Origin of the sequence: Methanosarcina sp. MTP4 (assembly GCF_000970045.1) — an archaeon.
Lineage (GTDB): Archaea > Halobacteriota > Methanosarcinia > Methanosarcinales > Methanosarcinaceae > MTP4.
This window is the reverse complement of sequence record NZ_CP009505.1, coordinates 2,722,572-2,749,331: the sequence shown is the minus strand read 5'-3', so window position 1 is coordinate 2,749,331 and position 26,760 is coordinate 2,722,572. Positions and strand designations below refer to the sequence as shown.

Here is a 26,760-nt window from a genome sequence, read left to right as displayed (position 1 = left end):
GTGAAACTCCGTTCTCAAGACGAAAGGTCTTCAAAGTATTGCTTTATCATAGGCTCGTATTCTTCCGGCAGGTTTTCCGTGTATGTCTGGCTGTACCTGAAAGTCTCGTTAAATCTTTCCGTGTTTTCCCCAAACTCATTTTGGGTATCCGCATCGGTCCGGCTAGTAAACCCGAGCCCCAGGCTCGGATTGATTTCCATCTCAACCTGTTCCCCGTTTTTTATGATGAGAGCTTCTGCTTTAAATTCAGTATCAGGGCTAACTTCTCTTTCGGCTTCTTCGTCAAATGTGGTTTCGGGTATTTTCGGGATGTTTCCCATAATGTCGTCCATCAACTCGCTGGGGGATACATCAAAGCTGAAACCCTGGTGGATACAGAAAATGATCGCTCCGCAGGCCAGCAGGAATATTATGAATGACCTGAGCATCTCTTTGCGCGGGGATATTTTTTTAATCTTGATGTCAGTCAGCTGCTTATGCACGTCCTCAAGCAGTTTCTTTGTAACTATGTTGATATTCTGCCTGTTATCGTATGCCGTGCTCAGTCTTGTGCTGAGTTCGGGAAAACTCCTTTCAAGCCTGCTGATCAGCCCGATTCTATTATTTTTATTCAACAGCTCAAAGCCCATATGGGCTGCAGGAGTCAGTATCATTGCCTCAATAGCCATTAAAAGGATGTTGAACTGGTAAGGGTCGATGTATCCCTGGGTTCTTATGAATGTCTTTAGTTCCGGAGAATAGTTGGTAATTTTGTACCCGTCAAACAAAATCACTAGCAGGAACAACAGGGCAAATATTTCTGCCGCCTGTAAAAAGCCGAGAATCCAGCAAGACCGCTTCAGGTACTTTTTGTATTTTTCCAGCAGGGACACAACAAGCATAATAATCTCAAACCAGAGTTGTAATTTAGTAATTATATTGTGGATGTTACTAAAAAAACTTTGCGAACAATTTCATTATTGATCGGATATATTTCCAGATGAAAACTCATTAATAAATTATATTGAGCTGGTAATTCTTTAAAAAGATATTAATTTTTGATATAATATTTTCGAGGAACTTAAAACTTTTTTTGTGTCTTATTTTCCTGTAAAGTTATTTCAAAGAGGATATTAACCCTTTTATTTGAATGGAACAAATTAAATTTTTGTTCATTTAAAGGGAGAAATATCCAGCTTAGAAACATATTTGTTAAAGTATGTCAGGATGTATATATTAATTTTTGAATATAAAATAATACCCGGCATCTAAGCTTATATTATATAATGTGTTTTTACCCTGCATTCCTAAAATGAATCTTTTTAATAGCTTATTTTTCAAAAAAGTGGTTCTGAAAATAAAATCATTAAAAAATTTGTATTGATACTCTCCCCTGATTCTTATCACTTCAATATTTGTAGTTACGGCATCGGCAAAACACTGGACGAGTGCCCGTATTCATCTTCATCCGGTGGAATCTCCGGCTTCATCGGTCACATAAAAAAACATATTCACTTCATCATCACCTGAAACTCATGTAAAAAAGTAGGGGAGCTTCACATAAATATTTTGAACATGATGCGGAGCCTCAGGTCAACTTTACTTAGAAAGAAATCACAGGAATAAAATGCAGATAATGTGCTTCAACCCAACATTACCTCTGAAGAAAGTTCATTTTCACTTTTGTCACATTACCTTTTTTACATATTCTCGTCCACAACTACCCCGTCCTTCAGCCTGATCACCCTGTCAGTATACGCAGCATGCCATTCCTCATGCGTGACCATTACGATCGTCTGCCCGAATTCCGTATTGAACTTCTTGAACAGGTCGAGGACTTCCTTTGAGGTCTCGGAATCCAGGTTTGCGCAGGGCTCGTCGGCGAAAAGGATGATTGGGGAATGGGCAAGCGCCCGGGCAATTGAGACTCGCTGCTGCTGTCCGCCGCTCATTTTGGAGGGGAGCTGGGCCAGGCGGTCCCCCAGGCCGACTGCGGTCAGGATTTCGGCTGCAGCGGACTCGTATTCTTCTTTGCTTTTGCCCTGCATCATGAGGGAGAGGTAGACGTTTTCGGCGGCATTGAGTTCGGGGAGGAGGGCATAGTCCTGGAAGACATAGCCCAGGTTGTGGAGGCGAAATTTTCCTTTTTCTTTCTCGGAAAGGGTAGAGGTATCGGTGTCGTCTATTACGACTTTACCGGAGTTTGGGGTATCCAGGATTCCGAGCTGGTTCAGGAGGGTGGTCTTGCCCGAGCCGCTCGGGCCCATGATGGCGACGAATTCTCCGCGTTGGATCCTTATGGAAACTCCCTGGAGAGCCCGGACTTCCACTTCTCCCATCATGAAGATCCTGTAGATGTTTTTGCCTTCGATGATGACTTCATTTTCGTTTTCACTTTTATTTTCATTTCCGGTTTCAATTTCGGTTTTTTTCCTGGTCTCGGGTCCGTTTTCAGGCTCAATCTCGTTTTGTCCGGTTTCAATTCGATTTCCCATTTTCTGCGCCTCCTTTTCCTTTTCCTTTTCCTTTTCCTTTTTCCCTTTTCCTTTTCCCCCTTTTCACTTCTCCCAGATCAGTTCAAGGAGGTCTTTGTTTGCAAGCTTGTACGCAGGGATCACGGAGGCTCCGATGGAGGCGAGGAAGAGGAGGACTGCCCTGTTTATGGCTTCGAATTCGTCGAGTTCCAGGCTGACTGCGCCAAGGGGGACTTCAAGGGGATGGGTTACGGTGTAGGGTACGATCCCGAAGCGCATCAGGAGGTAGCCCAGGGTTACGCCTGCGCCGGCGTAGAGCATGGCCTGGAGGACGAAGGAGGCTATGATGACGTTCTGCTCGATCCCGATGGCTTTCTGGACGCCGATCTGGCGCTTCTTGTTTACGATGTTTACGTAGATGACCACGAAGATGATTACAAAGGCTATCAGGAGGCCGATTGCGTTCATTATGTTCCGGACCATCATAAGAGTGCTTTCGATCAGGCGGAGGATTCCGGCAAACTCGTGCCAGGTTCGGATGTTTTCTTTGATCCCCAGGGAAAGAAGGGCTCTCTGAGTCTCGAACTCGTCGTTGCCTTCCGCGGTCCTGACTGCAATCTCGTGGGCAAGGTCCCCGTCCTGCACGTCGAGCATCTCTTCCATATCGTCCCTGCTGATGTAGGCTCCTGTATCTGCCATGAAGAAGAGAGTGCTGTAGATGCCCTTGACCCTGAACTCCCGGGTCTTGCCGCTGATGGTAAGTTCCACGGTGTCCCCTACTTCCACGCCTCCCAGGGATCGGGACTCCATGAGAGCCCCGTAGCCGCCTGAGACTTCTCTTCCCAGGACAATCTCCCCGCGGTCGGGCCTGCTCAGGAACTCGCCGCTTACCATTGCGCTTTCGATTGCCGTTACAAAGGTCTCTTCGTCCGGTTCCACGCCGTATACCGTGCCTCCGACTTCTTTTTCCTTGTAACGGATCGAACCTGACTTTTTCAGGCGGGCGGAACTGCCCACAACTTCGGGAAGGCTCTCGATCTTCTTTTGCAGCGCACCAACGTCTTTAATGTACTTTTCCTCTTCCTCGGGCTCGATTACCACGTTCCCGGTCTGGAAGTCCACCATAAGTTCGTTGAACTTGACCGTAACCCCTGCAAGGATGCTGGAAAAGAGCACCAGCTGCACGAAGATCAGGGTCAGCACGAAGACCGTGAAGATTGTGATCCCTTTGTTTCCCCGCACAATCGTGCGGGCGGCCAGGAAAGAGGCGACCTTTGCTTTTTCGAGCATATCGGACATCCCGCTCTGTTTATCCTTTGTTTATTGCTCTGTTCATCGCTTTTTTCATTATGTTGTAGCTGAGATCAGATCTCTTATCTCAGGCTTTTTCCTCAGAGCTTGCCTTTCTTCTTCATGAAAAAGACCACCACTGCAAGCACGACCAGCACTCCGATTAGAAGCGGGACCTTGCTGTTCGAATCGTTAATCACGTTTACCGTCAGGTCTTCGCTGAGCTGGTGCTGCCCGAAGTCGTCCACGTACTCTACAAGCAGGGTCACTTCCTGCTCCCCTGTTTTCCCCGGGATGAAGGTGAAGACTGCCGGGGCGTCGTCGTCCTTGTCGAGCCTGCCCAGGAAAGCGCTGCTGCTGCCGCTGGCATCGAGCCCTTCAAGTTTTGCCTTTACGAAGAGGGCTTCGCCTTCCCCCACGTTTTCCAGCCTGACGATCATGGAGACTTTCTGGCCTTTCACCGGGATTTCTGGATCGAATTTCAGGCTTGCAATGTTAATTCTCGCCTGGTTCAGGACGTTGATCCCTATTTCCTGGCTCTTGTCGATCTGCAGGGTCTCGGCTTCGTTCGAAGCTGTAATCCGCAGGGGGAGCTTGTAGGGCTGAACTTCGGCATTGCTCCCGAGGAGCAGTTTGAAAGAAAGGTTTTCCGAACTTCCGGCTTCCAGCTTTTCCAGGAAACGGACGTTATCTTCCAGGGAAACGATTGGGGAGGATCCGTTCATGTCCAGCATGACCCGCACGTTTTTTGCATCCCCGTTCCCGGCGTTTTTCACCGTTGTCCGGATGTAGAATTCCTGGTTCGGGACAAGGGAAACCGTGGATGGTTTTTCGCTTCCCACCATGCCCGCAGGTATGATCTGCGTGCCCACGAGCACAAGGTCCGGGTTTCCTTCAACCCTTATTGGGATCCTTTTTGAAAAGCTGGCTCCGTTTCCGTCTTCAATGGTAAACTCGAGCTGGTAGGCGCCCGAAGTAGCTCTCGAATCAACCCGGAAATGGAAGTTCAGTTCCACTTTGGAGCGCTGCCGGATCTGGTCGATTGCGAAGAACTTTTCGGTATTCGTCCCGGAACCGTAGGCTTTTGAGGTGCTGTACTTGAAAATAAAAGGGTCAATCTCCTCAATTCCGATTTTCACGTTCTCGGCCGGATCGTTCCCCGTATTTTCTAAGTTGATCCTGATCAGCAGGTCTTCCCCCGGTCTTGCCGGGTTTGGGGTGATTTCCGCAACTTCAACCTCCAGCCGTGTGTCTCCCGATATGACGGTTGCAGAAGCAGGGGCTGCTATGAGTGCCAGGATTATGGTTATCATCATTACAGCAGCCGTAAAACGGAAGGAGGTTGCAGGGACTTTATTTGAGCCTGGTTTTGTTTTTTTAGTTCTCGGTTTTAAAGCCCTCAAGGGTTTCTCCGGATTGGTGGACTTCATAGTTAACAATTAGCAAGAATGCTTATAACCGTTGCACTTTATTTGCAACCTGCATCAGGTTGTATTCATCAGTTCTCCATTCGGGGTGTTTTTACTGGTCAGGTCGAATTTCAATTGCTTGTTTTCATTTTCTTGCGTTGGACTGCCTGTTTTCATTTTCTTGCATTCGACTGCTTGTTTTCAGCTCTCCGATTTCAGGTTCTCGAAATACTTTCCGGTCTCGGCAACAATAACCTTTCTTAGCGCCAGCAGGGCAATCAGGTTCGGGAAAGCCATGAGTCCGTTTACGATATCTGCCAGGACCCAGATCATTTCCAGGGTAAGGAAGGCACCGGAGGCAACAATCAGAATGTAAAGTATTTTGTAAGGAAGAATCCCTTTTACCCCGAAGAGGAATTCCGTGCAGCGTTCCCCGTAATAGTTCCAGCCGATGATGGTGGTAAAGGCAAAAAAGATCAGGCCCACGGTTACGATATAGCTCCCGATATCCGTAAGCACGGTGGAAAAGGCGTAGCTGGTCATGTAAGCCCCTGCCAGGTCCCCGGTCCAGGAATCCGTCATAATGAGCACGGTCCCGGTCATGACACAGACGACAATGGTGTCGAAAAAGGTCCCGGTCATGGAGATCAGCCCCTGTTTTGCCGGCTCCTTTACTCTTGCGGCTGCGGCTGCAATGGGCGTGCTTCCGAGCCCGGCTTCGTTTGAGAAGATCCCCCTGGCAATTCCCATCTGGATGGCAAGCATCATGCTTGCTCCCAGGAACCCTCCCTTAGCCGCGGTCTCGGTAAAAGCGGAACTGATGACCAGGGAAAAAACCGCAGGAACCTTATCCAGATTCACCCCGATAATTATCAGGCAGCCGAGCACATACGCAGTTGCCATAAACGGCACCATGAGCTGGGCAACGGCCGCAATTCTCCTGATCCCCCCGAGCGTGACAAATGCCACAAGCAGGCTCAGCACAACCGCTGTCAGGGCTTCCGGAATGTCAAAAGCAATCCGCGCCGAGTCCACAATGGCGTTTACCTGTGGAAATGTCCCGATTCCGAAGAGCGCCACACTGAGCCCGAAAAAGGCAAAGAGCGGGGCAAGCACTCTTCCATACCACTTTCCTGCAAGCCCATTTTTAATGTAGTACATCGGTCCCCCGGACATCTGCCCGTTAGCGTCCACGGTCCGGTACCTGACCGCCAGGAGTGCCTCGGAATACATGGTAGCCATCCCGAAAAAAGCCGCAAGAAACATCCAGAAAAGTGCCCCCGGCCCTCCAGTCTTGACCGCCGTTGCCACCCCCACGATGTTTCCTGTCCCTATGGTTGCCGAAAGCGCCGTACTGAGTGCCGCAAAGCTTGAGACGTCCCCCAGGACTCCTGCCTCGAACTTCCTCGAATTCAACACATATTTGAGAGCAAGCGGCAGCTTGAAGATCTGGATCAGCCCCAGGCGCAGAGTCAGGAAAATCCCGGTCCCCACCAGCAAAATCAGGAGAGGCGGTCCCCAGACAAAGCCATCTATCCTCGTCAGAGCCTCAAGTACGTTCACACCCAGCAGTTCCATCGAATTCCTGACCCCCTAAGCTAAAGAAAAGATTCCCCACTCATTATTTGTGTAAGGTTTATATTAAACGTTGATGCCGGAGGGGAAGTGCAATCCGCTGGATAGAAATTCTGTCTGAAGCTGAACCCTGGATTTCCCGGATTTTTTCCATGCGTTCGGATGCAATTGGGAACAGGGTTCCCGTTTAGCAGCCAGTCCCCGTGCCCACCCCCGTTCACGGAGTGAATGGCTTTTCCCTGAAAGTTGAATGAATGAAGGATTATTATTCACCCTTCACCCGTCCTACGACTCTCAGGATTATAGTCGGGTAACGCCCAGTACCCTGATTCCAAACTCAACCTTTACATTTTTCGAACTCTTCTGGCCGGTTATCAGGATATACTTTTTAGTCATCGAGGTATATCCCCCAGTCATTGAGATATACTTTTTAGTTGTTTGAATACACTTTTTAGTCATTGAGATATATTTTTTAGTTATTGGGGTACACTTTTTAGTTATTTAAGTGCCCTTTCTAGTTCTTGAAATGCAATTCGCAGCTGTGGTCTTACTTTATATTTAATTCACTGGCTGTCTATGAAAATGATTGTGATTTTGAATCGGCGCTTGAGCTATCGGGCAAGAATTCCATGAGAAGTTTGAAAGCATTCAGGAGCACTGCGGTTTTTTCTGATTGAGTAGCTTGAAAAATGATGCTGAAAGTGAGGATTTCTCTTTTTCTTTATCATGAAAAACCGCTGGATATTCCAATTTCGTTGCTTCTTTTCCTTTTTTACAGGGGCAGGCCGTTCGCCTTCGGCGAACGTGGGTTGGGCATGGAATCTGGAAATCGGCGTTTGTCCGGGGTTCTGGATTTTCCGGATTTCCAGGTTGCTTGGGCTTATGCAGGAACCCGAGGTAGCAAGGTTAACCTAAAAGGAGGTTTTGGCCATGCAGTCTGCTTTGATGATGCCGTTTGTCCAGGTCCGGAAGTTTAAACGTTCTTGTTTTTCTCGTTCTTCTTGCTCTTCTCGCTTTTCCCGCTTTTCTTGCCTTTCTCGCTTTTCTTGCTTTTCGTTTTTTCCTTGAGTAAGGGAGAAACCTGTGCCATATATTCCCTGTGTATCCTGACCTGTTCGTCGTAGTTTTGCCTTTCCTTTTCCAGTGACTCTTTTAATATTCTGGATTCCTCTTTCAAACTCTCGATATACTCGGCCTCTTTCCAGCCCATGCTCTCGCTTTCGCCTTCCCCGTTTTTGCGAGAATCAATAAACTGCCTGACTGCCGCCCTGGTCGCAGCTGTAACGGTATTGTATCCATATTCTCCGGCGGTTTCCTGTAATTCTGCGTACAGCTCGCTGTCGATCCGGATTGATTTTAGCACTGCCATAGCTATAGATTTTTTTTCATTCTCTTAGTACTTTTCGTCCGGCTTCTTCAGATTTTAGTTTTAGAGAGAAAGTTTTAGGCCTGACAAAGGCAACTGAAAATTTGGTGTGTCAGTAAATATGAAAATATGCACACTAAAACTGAAAAATAAATTAAATATAATTGAAAAATGAATGAAAAACTGAAAAAACGCACATTAAAACTGAAATATGAATGAAAAATGAACGAAAAAAGGAAGAAAAAGAAACAATCCCCTGAAGGACTGTTTCTGAACAGGTAATGCTGCAACCTTAATCTTCTTCTTCGGCTGCTGCCCCGGCTTCGGGAGCAGGGGTGCCTGCGGGTGCGGGTGCCCCAACGCCTGCCGGCTTTGCTTCAAGGGACTTGAAGTACTTGTTTGTCTCCGCAACCACGACTCCGCTCAGGGCGAGGAGAGCGATGAGGTTCGGGAAAGCCATGAGCCCGTTGAAGATGTCGGCGATGATCCAGACGGCTTCAATGGAGAGGAACCCGCCGGCTGCTACCAGGAAGACGTATACGGCTTTGTAGGGGAGGATGCCTTTTACGCCGGCAAGGTATTCCATACAGCGTTCTCCGTAGTAGTTCCAGCCGAGGATGGTCGTGAAGGCGAAGAAGATGAGGCCTATTGTCACGATGTAGGAGCCAAAGCTCGCAAGGGTTCCCGAAAAGGCGGCGTTGGTCATGTGGGCGGCTTCGCTTGCTCCGTTTGTCCAGGACCCGGAGAGGATGAGGGTCAGCCCGGTCATGGTACAGATGATGATCGTGTCGAAGAAGGTCCCGGTCATGGAGATCAGGCCCTGCTTTGCAGGCTCTTTTACCTTGGCTGCGGCTGCGGCGATAGGGGCACTTCCCAGGCCTGATTCGTTCGAGAAAATTCCTCTTGCAACTCCCATCTGGATTGCAAGCATGACTCCTGCGCCGAGGAAACCTCCTGAGGCGGCGGTCGGGGTAAAGGCGCTTTTGAGGATCAGGGCGATTGCCGAGGGCAGGTTTCCTATGTTGAGGCCGATAACCGTGAGGCAGCCGAGCACGTAGGCAACTGCCATGAAGGGGACAAGCAACTGGGCAACCCGGGAGATGCTCTTGATCCCGCCGATGGTTACCAGGGCGACCAGCAGGGCCAGGATGACTGCGGTATCGATTTTCGGGACACCGAAGGTTGCTTCCACGGAACTTACGATTGCGTTTACCTGGGTAAAGGTACCCACCCCGAGACTGGCTGCGCAAATCCCGAAGAAAGCAAAGAGCTTGGCAAGGATTCCGCTGTAGCTCTTGTGCGCAAGCCCGTTCTTGATGTAGTACATGGGCCCGCCGGACATCTGCCCGTTTTCGTCAACGGTCCTGTACTTGACAGCAAGGAGAGCTTCGGAATACTTGGTTGCCATCCCGAAGAAGGCTGCAAGCCACATCCAGAAAAGAGCTCCAGGCCCTCCTCTTGCGATTGCTGTAGCAACTCCGACAATGTTTCCAGTCCCTATCGTTGCCGAAAGGGCAGTACAGAGGGCCGCAAAGCTTGATACGTCTCCCTGGGCGGTGGTATCGATTTTTCGGGAACGTGCCACATCTTTCAGGGCAAGGGGCAGTTTGGTTACCTGGATGAGTTTCAGACGCAGGGTCAGGTATGCTCCGGTTCCTACCAGCAGGAGCAGGAGAGGGGGTCCCCAGACAAGCCCGTCGATACTGTTCAAGAGGGATAGTATTTCTGGTGAGTTGAATAACTCGAATATTGAATTTACTACCATTGGGATCAAACCTTCAAAATAAAATAATGGGGATTCAGGGAAGGAGCAGCCTGCAAAGTTTGCATTCAGGCACCTTTGGGGGAACTACTTTCAGGCACCTTGGGGAATTATTTTCAGGAACCTTGGGTAACTACTTTCAGGGAGCCTGCAACCTGCAGGTTCCAATAAGAAAATGGTGAAAGTCCTCTGCCGACTGCAGCTTTATTTTTATTATCTCATTTAAATATCATTAATTAAAAATTATGATATTTAAGAACATTGATTTTCTTCCTTAAAAAATAATAATTTAAAACAGTTATTAATCCAAAAAAAACCTCTAAGAGCTTTAAATCCCTTTTAAGATTGTTTATGTACTTTGAAATAAATTGAGGTTAATGCGTAAATTATAATTATCTTCCCTATTTTTATTATAAAATTCACTAAATTTATTGCTATAAAATTTATACCTTTTTACTATAAACTTTGTATTTTTTAGACACCTGTTTGAAATGTACCTGTTTTTCCGAAAAAAATCCTGAAAAGAGTAGTTTGTATCTCCCGTTTTTGGGAAATATTCTATCTTTTGCAGGCGAGAGGACTTCTTCCTCGACAGTTCCGGCTTGCAGGAAATGGCAGGTGGAAGGAGAAAGCCGTCCACTTCACAATGTATTTTTATTCTAACGCAAAGAATATTAACTGTTAAGATGTATATTAATATGATGTTGAAAGCCTATAAATTTAGGTTGTATCCTACAGCCGAACTTAAAGGGTGAAAGACATGGTTGAGTACATGAATCTCAAAATCGGGGAAGCTGCAGGAGCGCTTTACCACAGGCTGGTGGAAGGGGACTGCAGCCTGAACCAGATAAAGAACCATCTCAGTGAGGAAGGTTTTGACTCACAGTTAGCTTTGATGGCCGTAGGCTGGCTTGCCAGAGAAGACAAAATAAGCGTTGACAAAACAACAAACAAGTGGTCGATTCAGCTGAAGGAGTAAATTATCAGTTCAGCTGAAGGAGTAAATTATCAGTTCAAATGAAGGAATAAGTTATCAGTTCAGCTGAAGGAGTAATTGAAGCTTATCAGGGTTCATTCATTTGAAGGAAGAATAAGCAAACTTCAAGCTAGTCGCAACTTTAAACTAGCCGCAGCTTCTTGTTCTCTATTTAGATCAAAACTCCTGTCAGGTAGGTTAGAGACCCTAACTGCATGATCGTAAGGGTCTTTTTTCTCAGGTCGAGGATTTTTTTTGCGGACTGGTCCCTGAGAAGTGCCCGGCAGAGAAAGAGGTAGGAAAGCACCGGGATCAGGATCAGAGCCAGGAAGAACCAGTCCCTGTAAAGCCTGGGGTCCATGTTGACAAAAAAGGGAAGGGGGTCAAGGAGTATGATTCCCGCATACAGAGTTACCGAAAGTTTTGCGGCAGAGCTTTTGGATCTACAGACAGCTAGCGTTCTGATCCCGAAACGGAGGTCTCCCGGGACGTCGGCAATATCGATCATGATCTCGAAGGCCAGTGCGACGATAAAGGTGATTACTGCAAAAAACAGGATGATGGGTTCAATTTCTGGGTCTGAGAGAAGGGATCCGAAAATGATCCCGAAAGAGAATCCGTAGGCTGCAATGATATTTTTCACCAGGAAATATTTCTTCAGGGAATGGCTGTAGAGGAAAAAGAAAGGGATGCTCATGAGAACAAAACCCGCAGCTTTGGAAGCCAGGGTCAAAGAGAGCAGGGCGGAAGCCAGCAGGAACCCCATTCCTATCCCGAATGCCGTTTTCCCGGCCAGTTCTTCCCTGACCAGAGGCCTTTCATACCTTTTATTAGCCTTGTCGATTCTGAAGTCGTAGTAATCGTTGACTGCAAAAACGCCCATTGCCAGACATACGATTACGAAAAATCCCCTGAAGTATTCCGGCTGCCAGCCAGTCAGGTCCCCGGAAAGAACGCCCGAGAGCAGGACTGAAAACCCTGCAAAGAGGGTATTTTCAAACCTCACAAGGTTCAGAAAGGTTCCGAGCCCGGGAGCCAGGGAATTATTTTTTTCTGGCATTCAGCTCCTTTTAATTTAGTTCCTGTTAATTCAGCTCCTTTTAATTTAGCTCCTCTTAGTTCAGCTCCTGCAAATTCAGTTCTTTTAAATTTATTTCCTGTATTTTCCGGCTTACCAGGGCCTTCAACTCTTCCAGGTCTTCAGTGTGGTTGATTTCCCCGGCGCTGATGAAGAGTTCCAGTTCGTCCCCTTTTTTCAGGAAAGCACAGGGAAATTCCGCCTTTTTATCCGGGTAATGCTCCGCAAATTCGTCCTTGTGCAGGAATTTTACGGGGATGTCCCGGCTTTCAACAAATTTTTTCCAGTCATTTTTCATGCCCCCCATCCCGTATGTGATGGCACAGAGTTTGCAGGGATAGGTGGCAGGGGCTACGATCTTGTGGACATAATCCCCAACAGCCTGAAAAACTCCTCTGTCAGCATTGTAAACGAAAATAAGTTTAATTTCTTCCAGTAAGAACTCCCCTTCTCCGGCGTGTTTGAACTTTTATAGCTTTTGAAGCTACCACAGCCTCACAAAAGTTTAAACAATTATATAATAATTCCACAGTATAATTCCATGCAGCGCTGATATACTTTTGGAAACAGTATTTCTGAGCAACTTTACTTTTTCAGGGAAAGGGTATTGGAAATCAGCCATAAATTATGTGAAAAGTTATGTGAAGAATTGTGCGAAGAAAATCATGAAATTCCCTTTCTGACCCTGGATTTCCCGGAAAGGCCGCGAATATTTTCAAGGCTAACAAGCAGGCCTGCCGCAAGGATCAGCATGCAGCCCAGGCAGGTGTTCAGGCAGAAAGGCACTCCCAGGAGGGTATAGTCAAAAAAAATCCCTGAAACGGGCTCTATCAGAGCAAGGATGCTCCCTACCTGTGCCTCTATTCCGGAAAGGCCTTCGGTATACAGGATTTCTCCCAGGCCTCCGGAAATCAGCCCGAATGTGAGCAGCACCCCAAGATTCCCTTTCACGGTCGCTCCGGAAGTCCCTGCGGCAAAGGGTGCCGTTAGCAGGACAATTATCACAAGGGGCCAGAAGGCAAGGGCCATTTCCGAGTATTCGTCTTTCAGGTAGCGGATGTTGAGAATCACGGCAGCATACGAAATTCCGGAGATGACTCCTAAAAGGATCCCCAGGCGGTAATTCTCGTCCCATTCGAGCCAGGGAATGCCGATTTCCGGCTTTACAACCATGATTACCCCGGAAATTGCCAGGAAAAGGGCCAGGTAGCTCCTGGAACTTATTTTTTCTTTCAGGAGCAGGGGGGAGAGCAGGGTTACATAGACCGGGGCGGTGTAATGCAGGAGCACGGCAACTGAGAGGCAGGTGAGCTTGATTGCTGCGAAATAGCAAAAGAAGGTCAGGCCCGTAAAAATACCCTGAAGCAAGAGAAATTTCCTTTTTTCTTTCAGCCTGAGCTCAGAAAGCCTCCCCTTCCACAGAAGGTAAAGCAGAATCGTTACGGCCCCTATCAGCATCTCATAAAAAAGGATGGAGCCTGTGCCCATTCCATCAATGTATTCCAGGAATATTCCTGCCATCCCGTAGATCAGGCAGGCAAGGGCTACTTCAATTTGGGCTTTACCGGCTCCGGGGGTCATAGAAACTTTGGTTAGGAAGTCAGGGCATAAATATATTACTTATATTTTGAATGTGGATTTTAGTAGAATTCGAAAGTTGAACCATACAAAAGTTGAATCATACAAAAGTTGAACCATACAAAAGTTGAACCATACAAAAGTTGAACCATACAAAAGTTGAACCATACAAATCTGGAGGATCATGAAAAAAGCCGTACTTACAATGAGCGTCCTTGATGGAAATTTCGGGGTTTGCAGGCTTGCCGTTGCTTCGAAAATTCCTGAATGGGCCCTTGAAAGTGATTTTTATTCGATAACTAAAACGTCCGATGAACTCTCTATTGTCTGCCCGGAAGCCGCTGTTCCGGGGAATGTCATATGCGATCGGGGCTGGAAAGGACTGAAGGTGGCTGGACCTCTCGATTTCGGGCTGACAGGGATCCTTGCCGGCATCAGTGCCGTCCTGGCCGGAAAGGAGGTCAGCATCTTTGCGGTTTCAACGTATGACACGGACTATATCCTGGTCAGGAAAAAATATCTGGAAACTGCGGTTGAAGCCCTTGAAGGGGCAGGATACATTATTTTGAGCTAATTCCAGGGCAGAACCCGGTTTGGAGTGCGGGGTTCAATGTGTTGGGTCCAATGTGCTATTTCTTGATACGGACCTCAGGGTTTGCCTGCTTGTCAGTGTCGTTATAATCGGGAAATGTTTAGCAAAGTATATAATATCCGGCAGGCAATTCTGAGAACATGGATGACATGATGGAAAAGCTGGTAAATATGTCGTTTTATCCCGTCCTTCTGGTGGGATTAGTGCTCATTTCCGCTCTTTTTGTTCTTATGTTCAGGTTTGCGGAAGCTGAAAATCTTGGCCTAGTGCTGTCGATGGCCCTGTTGATTTCGTTTGTTTCCGTCCTTATTGTAAGATTCATTGTCTATAAAAGGAAGTACGGTGGCTTCTAAGTTCCTTCCCGGATGCATTTCCCCCCTGGTATCTTCCAGGTGTATTCCTGTTTGAGCCGGGTTTCTTTAGCTTATGTGGAAGACCAGGAACATGAATCCTGCGTAAATCAGAATCAGGAAAAGGCCCTCAAACCTTTTGATCTCCCAGCCTGTCCAGATGAAAAGGAGAAGCATGAGGCTTATAAGGAGCATAAAAGGGGTTATGAAATAGACGACCATTTCCGTTATTGGAAGAGGGTAGGCAAGCCCTGCGCAGCCAAGGATCAGAAAGATGTTTGTTATGTTGGAGCCAATGGCATTTCCCAGGGCAATATTTGCAAAACCGCTCCTGGCAGCCGAGACCGTGACCATCAGTTCCGGAAGCGAAGTGCCAACTGCAACCAGGCTCATGCCAATAAGGGTTTCGGGAATTTCCAGGAGCCGGGCAAAGAAGATTGACTGGTCAACAAAATACCTGGCTCCAATAATAATGGCAGCTCCACTTGCAAGCAGCTTAATGAAATCTCTATAAAGGCTTCCATTCCCACAGGTTTTTATTTCAATTTCGGGCTCAATTTCAAGTTCCTGTCCTTTATTTTCAATTTTTGCCCCGGGCCTGGGTTTGGCTTTTTCTTCCTTTTTACAGGTTCTGTTTATCTCTATGCGCCCTTTTATCCCGGTTTCTATTTTTGCTTTCAGGTCAAAGAGATATTCAAATTTGAAAAAATAGTTAAGGAAATCCTTGAAATATATCTCTTCCTCATGTTTCTGCACCTTGTCAAGCAGAAAAAAAACGTAAGCGACATAGAGCAGGAGAAAAATCGAGGCTTCAAGCCTTGAGATCCGGAAATCAAGGGCAAAAATGTAGAACACGGCGGAGGCAAAGAACATAATGTAGCCATCCCTTTTCAGCATCAACTCCTCGGTTTTGACCCTGGAAAGGAGTGCTGCGGTGCCTACGATGAGCCCTACGTTGGCAATGTTTGAGCCTACAACGTTTCCGATCACTATTCCGCTTGCTCCCTGGAAAGATGCGGCAAGGGAGGAGGCAAGTTCGGGCACTGAAGTCCCCACTGAAACGAGGGTTAGCCCTATGACGAACTCCGAAACCCCAAGCTTCTTAGCGATAGAGGAAGAGGCCATTACAAATAGATCGGAACCCTTGACAAGGAGGCCGAGTCCGGCTACCAGAAGGATTACGTTGACTGCGGGCACAGGAAAATAAGTGAATCCGGGTTTATTTAAAAGTATCTTCTTTACAGCAAATATTTTACTGGAGCTATTTTACAGCAAACATTTTACTGGAGCTATTTTACAGCAAACATTTTCAGGAACCATTTTCAGTAATCATTTTCAGGAACCATTTTCAGTAATCATTTTCAGGAACCATTTTCAGTAATTATTTTCAAAACCTATTAATTCAGCAACTATTCTCCTTTCAGCCGATACCCCGTAGCTTGCCGCGGGGTGCGCCAGTGAAACTTTGATTTTTTTCAAGCGGTTTATTTCTCTGCTTCAGGAACGGTTGTGAGTTTAGAGTATTTTACTCCTTTCTGACTCAGAATATTTTCAGTAAGTTCCACTATCTTTTTGCCTTCTCCTTCCATTATGATAACTTCAAAACATGAGTTTGCATCAATGTGGAAACGCACGGTTGAATTTATCAGACCGGTGTACTCGTGCTGGATTTTTGCCAGGGAATTGGAAACCCCCTTCTTTGAGCAGTCATATACGATGGAAATCGTTGCAGCCCTTTTTCCCTGGATTTCTTTCATCCATTCATAGTGCTGGTTGTAAGTCCGGATAGCGTCCCTTATGCCTTCCGAGCGGGAAGAATATCCCCTATCCATTATTATCTTGTCAAAATTATCAAGAAGTTCTCCGGGAAGAGATATCCCTATCCTCATAAGCTGCTTTTCCATAATCCCTACTCCTTAAAGTAATAGAATACCCCTTTCAAGGTACCCTTCTTTTGAGCCCTATTTTTCCTGTTCTGGAATTTTCTGCCCTGAAATTCGGGTGAATGAAAACCCTTAACAAATTTCATTTCAGAACTGAGGCACGGCAGGAAATATAATAGGCCTCCAATTTCCCTCCTAAATATAGTGGTCTGAAGTTATATTTAACATTTTTTTACATCTTAAGTAATATTTTTTATTATTTTAAACCTGATTATTCATAATATATTATATTTTTTAGCAGGGTTCTTTCGGCAGTTTTCCCTCAATGTAAGAAATAAATCATCTCTTTGAGGCTGTGATTCCTTATTTTGGGTTAAACTGGACTTTGCAATTTATACGAATAAATTGGGTGAACTAAAGCTAAAATCATTCTGTTCCCCGGTTATGGTCGTTTGATCTTCAGGTTATGTTAGTCTGGTCCTTCGGCAAAGCTAATAACGGACAAATGCATTAACAGTGTGAAAATCAAGCCATAGCGGAAGTGATCAGGTCACGAAAATCCTGTCATAAGGTTAAAGGCACAGGAAAATAGAATGAGGAAATAGCAGGGTCCGGGCATGTTAACCATCGAAAATCATCTGGAAGTTGAAAACGGGCAGCTCACTCTCGGCGGGATTTCCTCGCCGGGGCGCTATCTTGCGGCTGACTCAACCTTGCTCCTGACAAATGTCAATGCCGTGAAGCCCGCTGCAAAAAAGTTCGTGGGCGCCTCCTGGCTTCGGAAGTTCCGGTGAACAAAGGTTAGGTGGATCTTATCAGGAGACGAGAGGATTATTCCGACCTTCTTGCAAACAAGGTAATTCCCTCCATGATTCTATAAAGCAGGACATGCGCCTGCAGACGGGCAAGGTCCTGCCAGGTGCCTCTACGACTTCCGTCCGGGGTCTACGGAATCCACACAGGATTTTGACGGGATATGCAGGGGATTTGCACTTAATTTGCATGGAACCTGAACAGGATCTACATGGAATTTGCCGGGATTTTGACAGTGTCTAAAATTTTATAACTGAAATAAGGTTTGATAAGCCTCCCGCGAATTCCCAAAAAGCTTATTAAAGGCAGAGTGCTATAGCGTGCGACACGTTTACTTTGAAATTACAGAAATCGGGCTAGTTTCCCGGGATTTTCCTATTTATCATATTTGATGAAAGAGTTTCAATTAAAGAGTTGAAAAATCATGGCAATCGAGAAAGGCAATTTCATAAAATTAAGCTACACAGGAAAGTTTGAAGACGGCAGGGTTTTTGACACAACCGACGAAGAACTTGCAAAGGCGGAAGAAATTTTCAACCCCCGCGGCCTTTACGGCGGAGACGTTGTAATTGTCGGGGCAGGGCACACCATTGAGGGCCTGGACGAAGACCTTGAAGGAAAGGAAGTCGGGTACTCCGGCAGCGTTGATATTCCTCCGGAAAAGGCTTTTGGACCAAGCAACCCCAAGCTCATTGAGACCCTCTCCATCACAAAGTTCGAAGACAGGAAAGCCTATCCTGGCATGAGCGTCGAGATTGACGACAGAAGAGGTGTGGTCACAAGGGTAATCGGGCGCAGGGCTACCGTGGACTTCAACAGTCCCCTGGCAGGCCAGACCGTGACCTACGAGTACACCATTGAGGCAACTCTCGAAGAAGATGTCGAAAAGGTCCAGGGCCTGCTTGCCCTCTACACCGGCCTCCGGGACATGGAAGTCGAAATCGAAGGCGAAATCGCAAAAATCTCCATCCCCACCGGCCTTACCTTCAACCAGCGCTGGCTCATGGCAAAGAACAGGGTGGCAACCGAACTCTTCCAGTACCTGGGCCTTAAGGAAATCCAGCTCATCGAAAAGCTCTCTGCTGAACCCCAGATCTCCGAAGAAGCCATTGCTGAAGCCATAGCCGCAGCAGGGGCCGATTCCGAAGCAGAAGCTCCTGAAGCTGAAGCCGAAGCTGAAGCCGAAGAGCCTGAAGAAGCAGAAAACTAATCTCTGACCTGAACCGTAAAGAATGGGTTAGGAGGCGAAGAGCCTTTCTCTTCGCAAATTTTATATATAATAATCGGATTCTCAGTACATGCTCCCCGGTATTCAATACATCAATGCATCAATGGTGTTTCCGGGAAGTCTTTGAGAATCCCTTCCTTAATGCTGAGATAGCCAAGCGGACTACGGCGCCGGTCTTGAAAACCGGTAGTGCCTCGCACTGCGGGAGTTCGAATCTCCCTCTCAGCGTACTTTCTTAAGTTCAAAGCTCAAAAAATATTTTTTTTATATGACCGTCGTTCATCCCTCATATTTTTTAAGGGGGCCTGGCAAGCTTTTCTTCCGTAATCGTATTTATTCCATATTTTATGAGATTTAGATTTTTAATAATATCCATTGGAACAATTTTTAGAAAGTCCATATAAATTTTTATACAGTGTGGTCCTATGAAGATATGCAAGTTTAGAAAAACTTGGAAAAACAGAAAAACAATAGTACAGTGTGATCCATCCCCTCCCGATTGAGAGGAAACCCTTATCCTCTCAATCCTACATTTTCTATAACCTTTCTGAGTTTTTCTGAAAAACTTTACAAAACTTTACGAAAATTTGTGAATAAAGTTGTGCCGTTCCCTGGTAGACTCAGGCTATGCATCCTTGGAAAAAATATAGAGAACCATTTCCGGGGTCAGTTTGTTTTGCTTTACAACCTTTTCTATCTTCTCGGTGGGTGAGCCTTCCAGTTTTAATCTCCTTATCTCTTCAATAACTGAAGAAGGGATTTCGTAGTATTCGTGAATGTCTTTCCTGTGGCCCCATACATCCCCTTCCATAAGCTGGATTCTCAGCATTTCCAGGAACATTTCGATTGACCTTGAAACCGTCCGACGATAAGAGTTCGGAAGCTGAATCACCTCAATTTTCGGGCAGGCCTCAACCAGCGCAAAGATGTCTATGTTCGAGGGGCGAAACGCCAGGTGAACTACTCTTTCATTAGGATTAAGCGTAAAAATCTCTTCTTTGGAACTAACTACACGTATTTTCATCTAATTCCCCACTTGTAACTTTTTTTCCCATTGTTACAGTTCATTTACTTATAATAAATATTTTTCCCCTAAATATTTCTTATAAAATTCAAAAATAAGAATTCTCCCGAATCCCCGGTGTACAAGCTTTAAAAGCTCTCCTCTCAAAACAGTTTTTTAAGTCCTGGGCATAAAGAGGTCGCCGCAATAGATCAATCCGTTGGATATGTACCCTGCGGAGATCATCCGAGTATAGAATGCAGCCAGGCATAGTCCACATATGTTGAAGCAATGTGTAATTAATAAAAAACAAGAATTAAAGAGAACCAGCTTCATTATTCGGGTTGTGGACAGGAATAGTATTTATGAAACTGGCCCATCTATATATATAAATTACAACTAAATAAAGTTATGCAGTGCCCAGCCAGGCCGGGTAGTCCCCTGAAGAGTCAGAAACATCAACTTATCGAGGTAGATTACCTATGGTTTTATCCGAAATTTCCTGGAGTCTTTTATTTTATCTTTAATACCGTATCTCCTTGCTTTTCGCTTTCCTTGCTTTGCATTTCTTTTGCTCGCCCTGGTTACTTTTCAGGTCCATATAGCATTCTTCACAAAGAACCTGTCCGTTTTCCTGCATACTTTCGTTTTCAGGCACCATGGACCCGCAAACCTGGCATTTGACCGTCTTGTTTGTTTCCATGTTTATATTTTTCTCCATGGTATCACTTTATGTAGAATTTATTTATATAACTCTCATGACGCAAAATTAGTAAACATTTATGATACGAAATCAGAAGATTTTGAGGGATTACCCTGTTCCTCGTGTTTCCTTCAAATGAGAATGCTTTAATTCTTTATATACCCGCAGTTACTACAAAATTAACGTTTTTTTGGGTACTAACTCAAAAAAGAAAAAAAAGAATAAATTTGGTAGTTAATGTAATTTTGGAAAAAATAAATTGGCATTTTCCCCATTTTATGTTTTATTTACCCCTTGTAAGTTTTATTTGCCATTTTTATGTTTTATTTACCCGTTTTAAGTTTTATTTTCCCATTTTATGTTTTTATTCTTCTCCCATCTCTCTCCTGAATTCGAGGTAATCTATTTCAACCTCTTCCAGTTCGTGCTCCATATTTTGTATCCCCCATTTTCTTTTGCTTATCATATGTCCCTATGTTTCCTTGTATATTCATTAAACGTTTTTTTAAGGAAATGACTCCACTTTGGAAAAAGTTGTTACTTTATTTATAGTTTTCCGTTAACCGGCATCTATTCACATTTGATGCGGAGAGTTAACATTCATTACCATTATTTGCCAAATCGTAGCACTTATACAAAGATATTTTTAAATGAAAGGTGTGGCATTTCACATTCCTATGCAGAGAAAGCTTGTGATTAATAATTCAGGACCCGAACTCATTATGGGAGTCAGGAACCTTGCAGGGCTTGAGGCATGTGCCCGGTATGCAGACGCCGTTTATTTTTCAACGGACCGGCTGAGCCTGCGGGCGCGGGCAAGGGAGATCACCCTGGAGAACCTGGGAGCCTTCACTGAAGAAGTCCGGGCAAGGGGGCTTCGGGCTTACCTGGCAGTAAACTCCACCGTAAATGAGGAAAGAATAGGGGAAGCTTCGGAGGTGGTCGAAGCAGCATCCGATGCGGGAGTTGATGCAATTATTGCCTGGGACCCTGCGGTAATCCTCAGGGCAGGAAAAGCGGGGCTTCCGGTCCACATTTCAACCCAGGCTAATGTCACAAACCATGAGACTGCGGAGTTTTACAGGGGCCTTGGGGCAAAGCGGATCGTGCTCTCAAGGGAACTTTCCCTGGAAGAGATCCGGAAGGTCCGGGAGAATTCGGAAGTGGAAATCGAGGCTTTTGTCCACGGCGCCATGTGCATGGCGGTCTCGGGCAGGTGCCACCTTTCGGCTTACATCCTGGGCAAATCCGGGAACTGTGGGGAGTGCACCCAGCCCTGCCGCTGGGAATGGGAACTGCACGGGGAAAACGGGATCGTAGCAGAAAGCCGGGGAAAGTACCTCCTCAGCGCAAAAGACCTCTGCATGATAGGGCACGTCCCGGAATTGGTCGAGGCAGGCATCTCGGCTTTCAAGGTCGAGGGACGGCTCCGGGACCCCGGCTATCTTGAAACGGTTTCCCGCTGCTACAGGGAAGCTATTGCTGCGTACGAAAAGGGCGACTATACCCCTGAAAAGGTTGAAGCCTGGACCCGGGAACTCGCTTCGGTCTACAACAGGGGCTTTTCCACGGGCTTTTACTTCGGGGTCCCCGGGCTGGAAGGCTTTTCCCCTGAAAAAGGCATGAACGCCTCGGAGAATAAGCGCAGGGCAGCGGGAATCGTTACGAACTATTACCCTAAAGCCGGGGCTGCGGCTGTCAGGCTCCTCGAGGAAGGGCTTGCTGTGGGGGATGAAATCCTTATAGAGGGGAGCACAACCTATCTCAGGCAGCAGGTCCGGTCCGTGAAAAAAGAAGGCCTGCTTCTGGACAGGGCTGAAAAGGGGGATGAAGTGGGGCTTTCCGTGGAAGGGAAGGTCCGGGAAAACGACCGAATATATATTATGTGAAAAAAATAATACAACAGTATCTATATATTGGATTCTCCCTTATCACGGTAGCAAATCGCAGGGATAATTCAAAATATCTAACTCGGTTTAGCAATCCATTGCCCGGATGCTTTGTCCTTCCCCGGGCGAACCAACCTTTGATGGATTCAAAATAATATTCTAGGTTTCCGGTTACAGGCCGGAAAATGTAAAGGTGATAATTTGATAAGCGTCAACGAAATGGGATCATACGTCATCGAAGAGATGCTCGACTGGGTCGAAGACATAAAAGCGGAAGTTGTCAAGCTCGAAAACGGCGCCACAATCATTGACTGTGGGGTCAACGCGGAAGGCGGGTATGAGGCAGGCATGTACCTGTCAAGGCTCTGCCTTGCCGACCTTGCCGACCTCAGGTACAGCACCTTCGACCTGAACGGGATCAAGTGGCCTGCCATCCAGGTAGCAAGCGACAACCCTGTCATTGCCTGCATGGCTTCCCAGTACGCAGGCTGGAGAATTTCCGTAGGCGACTACTTCGCAATGGGTTCCGGGCCTGCCCGGGCACTCGGCTTGAAGCCAAAAGAGCTCTACGAGGAAATCGGGTACGAAGATGATTTCGAAGCTGCGGTTCTGGTCCTGGAATCCGACAAACTTCCTGATGAGAAGGTCGTGGAGTACATCGCCAAGCACTGCAGCGTAGACCCCGAAAACGTAATGATCGCCGTTGCCCCCACCGCTTCCATCGCAGGCTCGGTCCAGATCTCTGCCCGTGTGGTAGAAACCGGGATCCACAAGCTCGAATCCATCGGCTTTGACATCAACTGCATTAAGAGTGGGTATGGAACCGCCCCAATCGCCCCGATCGTCGGAAACGATGTACAGTGCATGGGTTCAACCAACGACTGTGTGATCTACTGCGGTGAGACCAACTACACCGTAGAATTCGATGGTGAACTTTCAGAACTCGAGGACTTTGTAAGGAAAGCCCCCTCCACAACCTCCGGTGATTTCGGAAAGCCCTTCTATAAGACCTTCAAGGAAGCAGGCTTCGACTTCTTCAAGGTTGACGCAGGCATGTTTGCCCCTGCCAGGCTTACCGTAAACGATCTCAACAGCACAAAGACCGTTTCCTGCGGCGGGCTTTATCCCGACATCCTGCTCGAGTCCTTCGGGATCAAGCAGCTCTAAGGGCAACTGCCCTTTTTCCTAACTTTTTTCCTTTTTTGTTTTTCTTTTCTGGTCTCTTCGTTTCCTCTTTTTTCCTTTTTTTTGTTTTGCCTGATCTATTTTCTCCTCTTCGTCCCCACTTTTTTTTCTTGCTCATTTCTTTCTCCTTTTTTCTCGAATCAGTCCGGGAAAACGCCGTTAACAGTACTTATTTAAAGACGTTCCCCCAATCCAACTTAGAATTCATAAAAAGTATGCAGATCATTCGTACAATTTCGCGAGTTTTCAGAATTTAAAAAACGGGCGTTTGAATACAAAAACGCACTTCTTAGCTGTACGAATTTTCAAATGCATAAAGTACGAATTTTCAAGTGTATTGCTTATCTTAATGGTTTATTTTAAAGAGGTGTAAAAAATGCAGGTGATAAATACAGGTCAGGGCGTAGGCGGGATCCTGAATGGGTTCAGGGCTCTTGTTGAAGATTCGGAAAAGATAACGTTCGTCGGGACCCCTGGGTTCTGCACCCCCTTTGCCGAACTCATCGGATTCGTGGTCCGGAACAAACAGCTGGCTTTTATCCCGAACCTGGACTTTGAAAGCGCAAAAACACTTTTAATGACCAAGCAGGGCATGCAGTTAGGAGACTCCACTGACCCCTCAGCCGATACCGTGGTCCTCCTTGGCGGGCTTGCCATGCCGAAGATCGGGGTTGAGGCGGAAAAGGCAAACGAGCTGGTCGGGAGAATCCTCAACGGAAAGGAAAACGGGAAGGTCATAGGTGTCTGCTTCCAGTCGATGTTCTCGCAGCAGAAATGGGAAGAAGTAATTGCCTTTGACTACATTATCAACGCTGACCTGGATATTAAGGTCATGGAAGTCTGAAGGATAATGTGAAAAAGAAGCAATCCATGAAAAGAAACAATCTGAAAATATTAAAAGGAATTTCAAATTTTTCCCGCTTAATAATCAGCTTTTCTGATCCCTGGAAGGGAATAGGTATATAATTTACGATAAATATTATATCCTATTCAAACGAATTACAGGTTGATAATTATGGGGAAGAATATCGAAGAAATCAAGACGCTTAAGGGTTTCATGCCCAGAGCCATCAAGTACGCCAGAGACATGAACGAGGACTTTGCCGAAGGTCTCGCAGGTTTTTACAAAGCCATCTGGGCTGATAGGGAAGGCGGACTTTCCCTGAAGAACAAGCACATCCTGGTCTTCACGGTCGCCTGCTCAAACAACAACACGGAGAGTGCGGTCAAGATCCTTTCGAGGCTCAAGAAATTTGAAGCAACAAAAGCCGAAATCATGGATGCCATGATGATGGCAGCCTGGACAGGTGGAATCCAGAACTTTACGGATTTCAGTGCCGTTGTGCTCAAGGAGATGGAAAGGCTGGGTTTTGAATAACCTTCTTTTCTTAATCACTCCTTTTTCCCGTTCCAATTGCTTTTTTTCAGCCTTTTTGGTCTTTTTCAACCTTTTAACATTTTTCTGAATTTTTCTTACGGGAGTATTTACGTGTGACAGCCAGAAAGTTCCAATGTTCAGCGTGGGGATGATCGGCTCCCAGATCCATGAAAAACCTGCAGCAGCGGTACGGCAGGGCATGTTGTTACAAAGAAGAACATAATCCGGAGAAAACGAGGTTAACATTCCTTTTTTCCCCTTGAAATTCCCTGTTTCAATTAGTAAATAAGTCCTTTTAATAATCCTTTATTTCTTTTAGAGTTTATTATACTTTGAATAAATCATTCCGTATTTTATTCTGGCATATGACTATTTTAAAATCATTTAATACATTTTTTTTGATTTAAGGATTTTTTAGTTTTTTATTATTTATTTTAAGAATATTTCTGACTTTTTAATTGAATTTTAGCCAGGAAAAGCCTTTTTTGATTTTAAATAATAATTGATAAGTCTTTCTTTTAAGATTCCAGTGAATTTCCTGAATATCACCCCATTTTTAGATTCTGCCTTTTTATTTAATTAGCGTTTTTTCCGGAATGCTTATGAACGCATATAATGTTCCCTTTCTCATAGAAAAAATAAACAATTTTAAGAGGGATTTCTACGGAGCAGCAGAAAACAGGTGTAATCTTTCGCGAGGTCCAGAACCTGCACAACAATATCTTCTGGATTTTTGTCCTTTATCCTGCCTTTCTCCTCTGGTATATCCAGGTTCAGCGCTATGTCTTAGTAAAACCTTCCGGTGTCCAGAACGTCCCCGACCTTTACCTTAACATTCTCTGGTTTGTCTTCGGGGTGTTTTTTCCCTTTATGTTATACTACACAAAGCACATTACAGAAGTCAGGATGGATGGAATATACATCCGTTTTGTTCCCCTTAACTTCTCCTTTAAAAAAATCCCCTATTATATCGTGGAGGAATGTAAAATCCAGGCTTATGAGTCCTTCAAAGGAGGAGAAGCCGATAAATCAAAAACTCCTCAGCAGAAGGTCAGTCCGGTCGTAATTCTGAAGCTGATTTCCGGGGAAAAAATGCTGATCAGTTCCAGAAAACCCGATGAACTCTGCAGGGCAATCCAGCAGGCTGCGGCTCAGTACTGAAAAAGATGCAGTACTGAAAAATGGTCATTGTAATTTTTCCGGGTTAATGAGAAGAACAGGGGATGTGCCCGGGTATGCGAAGGCTGATAAACAGAATTATATCTTTCCCCGCTCAATATTGAAAAGGGGCATTTGGCTTTATTTAATAAATAGCCCGGAAGAAGGGGGTAAAAAATAACCGGGGAAAATAATTTTTCAGCGCAGGGTACGGAAGCCCTTTATAGGGAGCATGCGGGAAAACTGGTAATTGAGCTTGAACTCCATAAACTGCTGGAGCTTTACGATCCCTTTGATCCTGCTCCGTTGCACGAAAGGGAGCTTGATGCCGGTGCAGATGAATACATTTACAATGCAGTGGAGGAATTCCCTCTGAAAAAACCCCTTGAAATAATGATCTATTTTCCTCCTTCCGAAATCAGCGAGGAAGTCCAGCTTGCAATTAAAAAAGCGATCAAAAACCACTTTGCTTACAAAAAGACTCTCAATGAAATTGATCTGAAAAGGCTTCTCAAGCGGGGGAGAAGAAACCTGTTCATTGCCCTCTTCTTCCTTTTCCTCTGTCTGGTTTTAATCCGGTTGCTTTCCGCTTTTGAAGAAAGCCTGTTAAATACCCTGGTTTCCGAGGGTCTCCTTATCATAGGCTGGGTTGCCATGTGGGAGCCAGTGCATATTTTCCTCTACGGCTGGTGGCCGATTGTGCACAGGCGAAGAATTTACGATAAAATAATCGACATGAACGTGTATGTCAGGACAGGTTCCCCGGTAGGACCCAGGGGCATAAGGTACAGGTTCAGCCCTGGAGAGTAAGCCCGGGATAGGTGAGTTCTCTTTCCCGTTAAGATATCCAATTCTCACCCAAATATGAGAATCCAATATGAACTGTCAGGTCGTCCTAATTTATTCGGTTTATATCATTGAATAAAAAATAACTTTTTGGTCTAAGTTTTTGATTATGGTCCCAAACAACCGGAACTTGTCGTCTCACGTCGTTCTTGTTTCCGGAAGCCGAAGGATTCCGGCCTTTCCAGAATAAAAATGAAGAAAATTAAAAGTAGCCTGAAAAAATGGCAATATTAGAAATAAAACAA

28 protein-coding genes and 1 tRNA gene are annotated in these 26,760 nt (G+C 45.8%); 14 read left to right on the top strand and 15 right to left on the bottom strand.

Annotation, left to right across the window (positions count from 1 at the left end; translation table 11 throughout):
- Nucleotides 1–14 precede the first annotated feature (14 nt).
- The 5 genes from MSMTP_RS11380 to MSMTP_RS11360 form a co-directional block, all read right to left on the bottom strand.
- Complete coding sequence (locus MSMTP_RS11380; protein WP_048179424.1) at nucleotides 15–881, bottom strand: hypothetical protein; 867 nt, start codon at nucleotides 879–881, stop codon at nucleotides 15–17.
- 798 nt (nucleotides 882–1,679) lie between these two features.
- On the bottom strand, nucleotides 1,680–2,321 hold the full coding sequence (locus tag MSMTP_RS11375) for an ABC transporter ATP-binding protein (RefSeq protein WP_231583000.1): 642 nt from the start codon (nucleotides 2,319–2,321) through the stop codon (nucleotides 1,680–1,682).
- A gap of 216 nt (nucleotides 2,322–2,537) precedes the next feature.
- A complete protein-coding gene (locus MSMTP_RS11370) occupies nucleotides 2,538–3,743 on the bottom strand; it encodes an ABC transporter permease (RefSeq protein WP_048183455.1) in 1,206 nt (401 codons plus the stop codon).
- 101 nt (nucleotides 3,744–3,844) lie between these two features.
- Nucleotides 3,845–5,059, bottom strand: a complete 1,215-nt coding sequence (locus tag MSMTP_RS11365; protein ID WP_231582765.1) for a COG1361 S-layer family protein — start codon at nucleotides 5,057–5,059, stop codon at nucleotides 3,845–3,847.
- Between the two features lie 294 nt (nucleotides 5,060–5,353).
- Nucleotides 5,354–6,730 (bottom strand): sodium:alanine symporter family protein, encoded by a 1,377-nt coding sequence (locus MSMTP_RS11360; RefSeq protein WP_156153805.1) that lies wholly within the window; start codon nucleotides 6,728–6,730, stop codon nucleotides 5,354–5,356.
- A gap of 686 nt (nucleotides 6,731–7,416) precedes the next feature.
- Between MSMTP_RS11360 and MSMTP_RS11355 the strand changes: the two genes are divergently transcribed.
- Nucleotides 7,417–7,704 carry a hypothetical protein gene (locus MSMTP_RS11355; RefSeq protein ID WP_048179418.1) on the top strand — a complete coding sequence of 96 codons (288 nt, stop codon included), beginning with the start codon at nucleotides 7,417–7,419 and terminating at the stop codon, nucleotides 7,702–7,704.
- Here the strand turns inward: MSMTP_RS11355 and MSMTP_RS11350 are convergent.
- Both MSMTP_RS11350 and MSMTP_RS11345 read right to left on the bottom strand, forming a co-directional pair.
- Nucleotides 7,701–8,096, bottom strand: a complete 396-nt coding sequence (locus MSMTP_RS11350) for a hypothetical protein (protein WP_048179416.1) — start codon at nucleotides 8,094–8,096, stop codon at nucleotides 7,701–7,703. The two genes, MSMTP_RS11355 and MSMTP_RS11350, sit on opposite strands and share 4 nt — an antisense overlap.
- Before the next feature lie 289 nt (nucleotides 8,097–8,385).
- Nucleotides 8,386–9,858: a sodium:alanine symporter family protein gene (locus MSMTP_RS11345; protein WP_082090597.1), complete on the bottom strand. Its 1,473-nt coding sequence runs from the start codon at nucleotides 9,856–9,858 to the stop codon at nucleotides 8,386–8,388.
- A gap of 608 nt (nucleotides 9,859–10,466) precedes the next feature.
- On the opposite strand from MSMTP_RS11345, the gene MSMTP_RS20395 reads away from it, so the two are divergent.
- Both MSMTP_RS20395 and MSMTP_RS11340 read left to right on the top strand, forming a co-directional pair.
- Nucleotides 10,467–10,610: a helix-turn-helix domain-containing protein gene (locus tag MSMTP_RS20395; protein ID WP_369799641.1), complete on the top strand. Its 144-nt coding sequence runs from the start codon at nucleotides 10,467–10,469 to the stop codon at nucleotides 10,608–10,610.
- A gap of 5 nt (nucleotides 10,611–10,615) precedes the next feature.
- Nucleotides 10,616–10,834, top strand: a complete 219-nt coding sequence (locus MSMTP_RS11340) for a winged helix-turn-helix domain-containing protein (RefSeq protein ID WP_197076076.1) — start codon at nucleotides 10,616–10,618, stop codon at nucleotides 10,832–10,834.
- A gap of 169 nt (nucleotides 10,835–11,003) precedes the next feature.
- On the opposite strand, the gene MSMTP_RS11335 is transcribed toward MSMTP_RS11340, so the two are convergent.
- From MSMTP_RS11335 to MSMTP_RS11325, 3 genes are all read right to left on the bottom strand, one after another.
- On the bottom strand, nucleotides 11,004–11,891 hold the full coding sequence (locus MSMTP_RS11335) for a UbiA family prenyltransferase (RefSeq protein WP_048179414.1): 888 nt from the start codon (nucleotides 11,889–11,891) through the stop codon (nucleotides 11,004–11,006).
- A gap of 55 nt (nucleotides 11,892–11,946) precedes the next feature.
- Nucleotides 11,947–12,207 carry a hypothetical protein gene (locus MSMTP_RS11330; RefSeq protein WP_156153804.1) on the bottom strand — a complete coding sequence of 87 codons (261 nt, stop codon included), beginning with the start codon at nucleotides 12,205–12,207 and terminating at the stop codon, nucleotides 11,947–11,949.
- Between the two features lie 365 nt (nucleotides 12,208–12,572).
- Nucleotides 12,573–13,490, bottom strand: coding sequence for a DMT family transporter (locus tag MSMTP_RS11325; protein WP_048179409.1), 918 nt, complete (start codon nucleotides 13,488–13,490; stop codon nucleotides 12,573–12,575).
- 181 nt (nucleotides 13,491–13,671) lie between these two features.
- Between MSMTP_RS11325 and MSMTP_RS11320 the strand changes: the two genes are divergently transcribed.
- Together MSMTP_RS11320 and MSMTP_RS11315 are read left to right on the top strand one after the other, a co-directional pair.
- Nucleotides 13,672–14,061 (top strand): ACT domain-containing protein, encoded by a 390-nt coding sequence (locus MSMTP_RS11320; protein WP_048179406.1) that lies wholly within the window; start codon nucleotides 13,672–13,674, stop codon nucleotides 14,059–14,061.
- A gap of 158 nt (nucleotides 14,062–14,219) precedes the next feature.
- Nucleotides 14,220–14,432 carry a hypothetical protein gene (locus tag MSMTP_RS11315; protein WP_048179403.1) on the top strand — a complete coding sequence of 71 codons (213 nt, stop codon included), beginning with the start codon at nucleotides 14,220–14,222 and terminating at the stop codon, nucleotides 14,430–14,432.
- A gap of 66 nt (nucleotides 14,433–14,498) precedes the next feature.
- On the opposite strand, the gene MSMTP_RS11310 is transcribed toward MSMTP_RS11315, so the two are convergent.
- Nucleotides 14,499–15,626 (bottom strand): calcium/sodium antiporter, encoded by a 1,128-nt coding sequence (locus MSMTP_RS11310; RefSeq protein WP_048179401.1) that lies wholly within the window; start codon nucleotides 15,624–15,626, stop codon nucleotides 14,499–14,501.
- A gap of 287 nt (nucleotides 15,627–15,913) precedes the next feature.
- Nucleotides 15,914–16,333, bottom strand: a complete 420-nt coding sequence (nikR, locus tag MSMTP_RS11305) for a nickel-responsive transcriptional regulator NikR (RefSeq protein ID WP_048179398.1) — start codon at nucleotides 16,331–16,333, stop codon at nucleotides 15,914–15,916.
- Between the two features lie 596 nt (nucleotides 16,334–16,929).
- Here nikR and MSMTP_RS19315 point away from each other — a divergent pair.
- The 3 genes from MSMTP_RS19315 (at nucleotide 16,930) to MSMTP_RS11295 (ending at nucleotide 18,581) form a co-directional block, all read left to right on the top strand.
- A complete protein-coding gene (locus tag MSMTP_RS19315) occupies nucleotides 16,930–17,106 on the top strand; it encodes a hypothetical protein (RefSeq protein ID WP_156153803.1) in 177 nt (58 codons plus the stop codon).
- Nucleotides 17,107–17,549: 443 nt separating this feature from the next.
- Entirely contained in the window at nucleotides 17,550–18,335 is a 786-nt protein-coding gene (locus tag MSMTP_RS11300; protein WP_048179395.1) for a peptidylprolyl isomerase, read from the top strand.
- A 161-nt stretch (nucleotides 18,336–18,496) separates the two neighbouring features.
- Nucleotides 18,497–18,581 (top strand) — tRNA-Ser (locus MSMTP_RS11295).
- 397 nt (nucleotides 18,582–18,978) lie between these two features.
- Here MSMTP_RS11295 and MSMTP_RS11290 read toward each other — a convergent pair.
- Complete coding sequence (locus MSMTP_RS11290) at nucleotides 18,979–19,377, bottom strand: DUF1699 family protein (RefSeq protein WP_048179392.1); 399 nt, start codon at nucleotides 19,375–19,377, stop codon at nucleotides 18,979–18,981.
- Nucleotides 19,378–19,879: 502 nt separating this feature from the next.
- Entirely contained in the window at nucleotides 19,880–20,059 is a 180-nt protein-coding gene (locus MSMTP_RS11285) for a hypothetical protein (protein ID WP_156153802.1), read from the bottom strand.
- Between the two features lie 692 nt (nucleotides 20,060–20,751).
- Between MSMTP_RS11285 and MSMTP_RS11280 the strand changes: the two genes are divergently transcribed.
- Nucleotides 20,752–21,948, top strand: a complete 1,197-nt coding sequence (locus MSMTP_RS11280) for a peptidase U32 family protein (RefSeq protein WP_048183441.1) — start codon at nucleotides 20,752–20,754, stop codon at nucleotides 21,946–21,948.
- Between the two features lie 201 nt (nucleotides 21,949–22,149).
- Complete coding sequence (mch, locus tag MSMTP_RS11275) at nucleotides 22,150–23,115, top strand: methenyltetrahydromethanopterin cyclohydrolase (protein ID WP_048179387.1); 966 nt, start codon at nucleotides 22,150–22,152, stop codon at nucleotides 23,113–23,115.
- On the opposite strand, the gene MSMTP_RS19310 is transcribed toward mch, so the two are convergent.
- Nucleotides 23,102–23,251, bottom strand: a complete 150-nt coding sequence (locus MSMTP_RS19310; RefSeq protein ID WP_156153801.1) for a hypothetical protein — start codon at nucleotides 23,249–23,251, stop codon at nucleotides 23,102–23,104. The two genes, mch and MSMTP_RS19310, sit on opposite strands and share 14 nt — an antisense overlap.
- A 258-nt stretch (nucleotides 23,252–23,509) precedes the next feature.
- On the opposite strand from MSMTP_RS19310, the gene MSMTP_RS11270 reads away from it, so the two are divergent.
- From MSMTP_RS11270 to MSMTP_RS11255, 4 genes are all read left to right on the top strand, one after another.
- A complete protein-coding gene (locus tag MSMTP_RS11270; RefSeq protein WP_048179384.1) occupies nucleotides 23,510–23,977 on the top strand; it encodes a DUF2124 domain-containing protein in 468 nt (155 codons plus the stop codon).
- Nucleotides 23,978–24,148: 171 nt separating this feature from the next.
- Nucleotides 24,149–24,511, top strand: a complete 363-nt coding sequence (locus MSMTP_RS11265) for a carboxymuconolactone decarboxylase family protein (RefSeq protein WP_048179381.1) — start codon at nucleotides 24,149–24,151, stop codon at nucleotides 24,509–24,511.
- Nucleotides 24,512–25,156: 645 nt separating this feature from the next.
- Nucleotides 25,157–25,672 (top strand): DUF6141 family protein, encoded by a 516-nt coding sequence (locus tag MSMTP_RS11260; RefSeq protein WP_369799640.1) that lies wholly within the window; start codon nucleotides 25,157–25,159, stop codon nucleotides 25,670–25,672.
- A 303-nt stretch (nucleotides 25,673–25,975) separates the two neighbouring features.
- The gene (locus MSMTP_RS11255; RefSeq protein WP_231582764.1) at nucleotides 25,976–26,479 is read left to right on the top strand and encodes a hypothetical protein; all 504 of its coding nucleotides are present in this window, start codon (nucleotides 25,976–25,978) and stop codon (nucleotides 26,477–26,479) included.
- Nucleotides 26,480–26,760: the final 281 nt, after the last annotated feature.

Excerpts from the sequence above, each read along its gene's own strand:
- MSMTP_RS11365 (WP_231582765.1), bottom strand. The coding sequence starts at position 5,059 with ATGATGATAACCATAATCCTGGCACTCATAGCAGCCCCTGCTTCTGCA.
- MSMTP_RS11380 (WP_048179424.1), bottom strand. The coding sequence starts at position 881 with ATGCTTGTTGTGTCCCTGCTGGAAAAATACAAAAAGTACCTGAAGCGG.
- MSMTP_RS11360 (WP_156153805.1), bottom strand. The coding sequence starts at position 6,730 with ATGGAACTGCTGGGTGTGAACGTACTTGAGGCTCTGACGAGGATAGAT.
- MSMTP_RS11350 (WP_048179416.1), bottom strand. The coding sequence starts at position 8,096 with ATGGCAGTGCTAAAATCAATCCGGATCGACAGCGAGCTGTACGCAGAA.
- MSMTP_RS11325 (WP_048179409.1), bottom strand. The coding sequence starts at position 13,490 with ATGACCCCCGGAGCCGGTAAAGCCCAAATTGAAGTAGCCCTTGCCTGC.
- MSMTP_RS11270 (WP_048179384.1), top strand. The coding sequence starts at position 23,510 with ATGCAGGTGATAAATACAGGTCAGGGCGTAGGCGGGATCCTGAATGGG.
- MSMTP_RS11355 (WP_048179418.1), top strand. The coding sequence starts at position 7,417 with ATGATGCTGAAAGTGAGGATTTCTCTTTTTCTTTATCATGAAAAACCG.
- MSMTP_RS11320 (WP_048179406.1), top strand. The coding sequence starts at position 13,672 with ATGAAAAAAGCCGTACTTACAATGAGCGTCCTTGATGGAAATTTCGGG.
- nikR (WP_048179398.1), bottom strand. The coding sequence starts at position 16,333 with ATGGAAAAGCAGCTTATGAGGATAGGGATATCTCTTCCCGGAGAACTT.
- MSMTP_RS19310 (WP_156153801.1), bottom strand. The coding sequence starts at position 23,251 with ATGAGCAAGAAAAAAAAGTGGGGACGAAGAGGAGAAAATAGATCAGGC.
- MSMTP_RS20395 (WP_369799641.1), top strand. The coding sequence starts at position 10,467 with ATGGCAGGTGGAAGGAGAAAGCCGTCCACTTCACAATGTATTTTTATT.
- MSMTP_RS11375 (WP_231583000.1), bottom strand. The coding sequence starts at position 2,321 with ATGATGGGAGAAGTGGAAGTCCGGGCTCTCCAGGGAGTTTCCATAAGG.
- MSMTP_RS11290 (WP_048179392.1), bottom strand. The coding sequence starts at position 19,377 with ATGAAAATACGTGTAGTTAGTTCCAAAGAAGAGATTTTTACGCTTAAT.
- MSMTP_RS11370 (WP_048183455.1), bottom strand. The coding sequence starts at position 3,743 with ATGCTCGAAAAAGCAAAGGTCGCCTCTTTCCTGGCCGCCCGCACGATT.
- MSMTP_RS19315 (WP_156153803.1), top strand. The coding sequence starts at position 16,930 with ATGTTAACCATCGAAAATCATCTGGAAGTTGAAAACGGGCAGCTCACT.
- MSMTP_RS11300 (WP_048179395.1), top strand. The coding sequence starts at position 17,550 with ATGGCAATCGAGAAAGGCAATTTCATAAAATTAAGCTACACAGGAAAG.
- MSMTP_RS11265 (WP_048179381.1), top strand. The coding sequence starts at position 24,149 with ATGGGGAAGAATATCGAAGAAATCAAGACGCTTAAGGGTTTCATGCCC.
- MSMTP_RS11335 (WP_048179414.1), bottom strand. The coding sequence starts at position 11,891 with ATGCCAGAAAAAAATAATTCCCTGGCTCCCGGGCTCGGAACCTTTCTG.
- MSMTP_RS11330 (WP_156153804.1), bottom strand. The coding sequence starts at position 12,207 with ATGAAAAATGACTGGAAAAAATTTGTTGAAAGCCGGGACATCCCCGTA.
- MSMTP_RS11285 (WP_156153802.1), bottom strand. The coding sequence starts at position 20,059 with ATGGAAACAAACAAGACGGTCAAATGCCAGGTTTGCGGGTCCATGGTG.
- MSMTP_RS11345 (WP_082090597.1), bottom strand. The coding sequence starts at position 9,858 with ATGGTAGTAAATTCAATATTCGAGTTATTCAACTCACCAGAAATACTA.
- MSMTP_RS11315 (WP_048179403.1), top strand. The coding sequence starts at position 14,220 with ATGGATGACATGATGGAAAAGCTGGTAAATATGTCGTTTTATCCCGTC.
- MSMTP_RS11340 (WP_197076076.1), top strand. The coding sequence starts at position 10,616 with ATGGTTGAGTACATGAATCTCAAAATCGGGGAAGCTGCAGGAGCGCTT.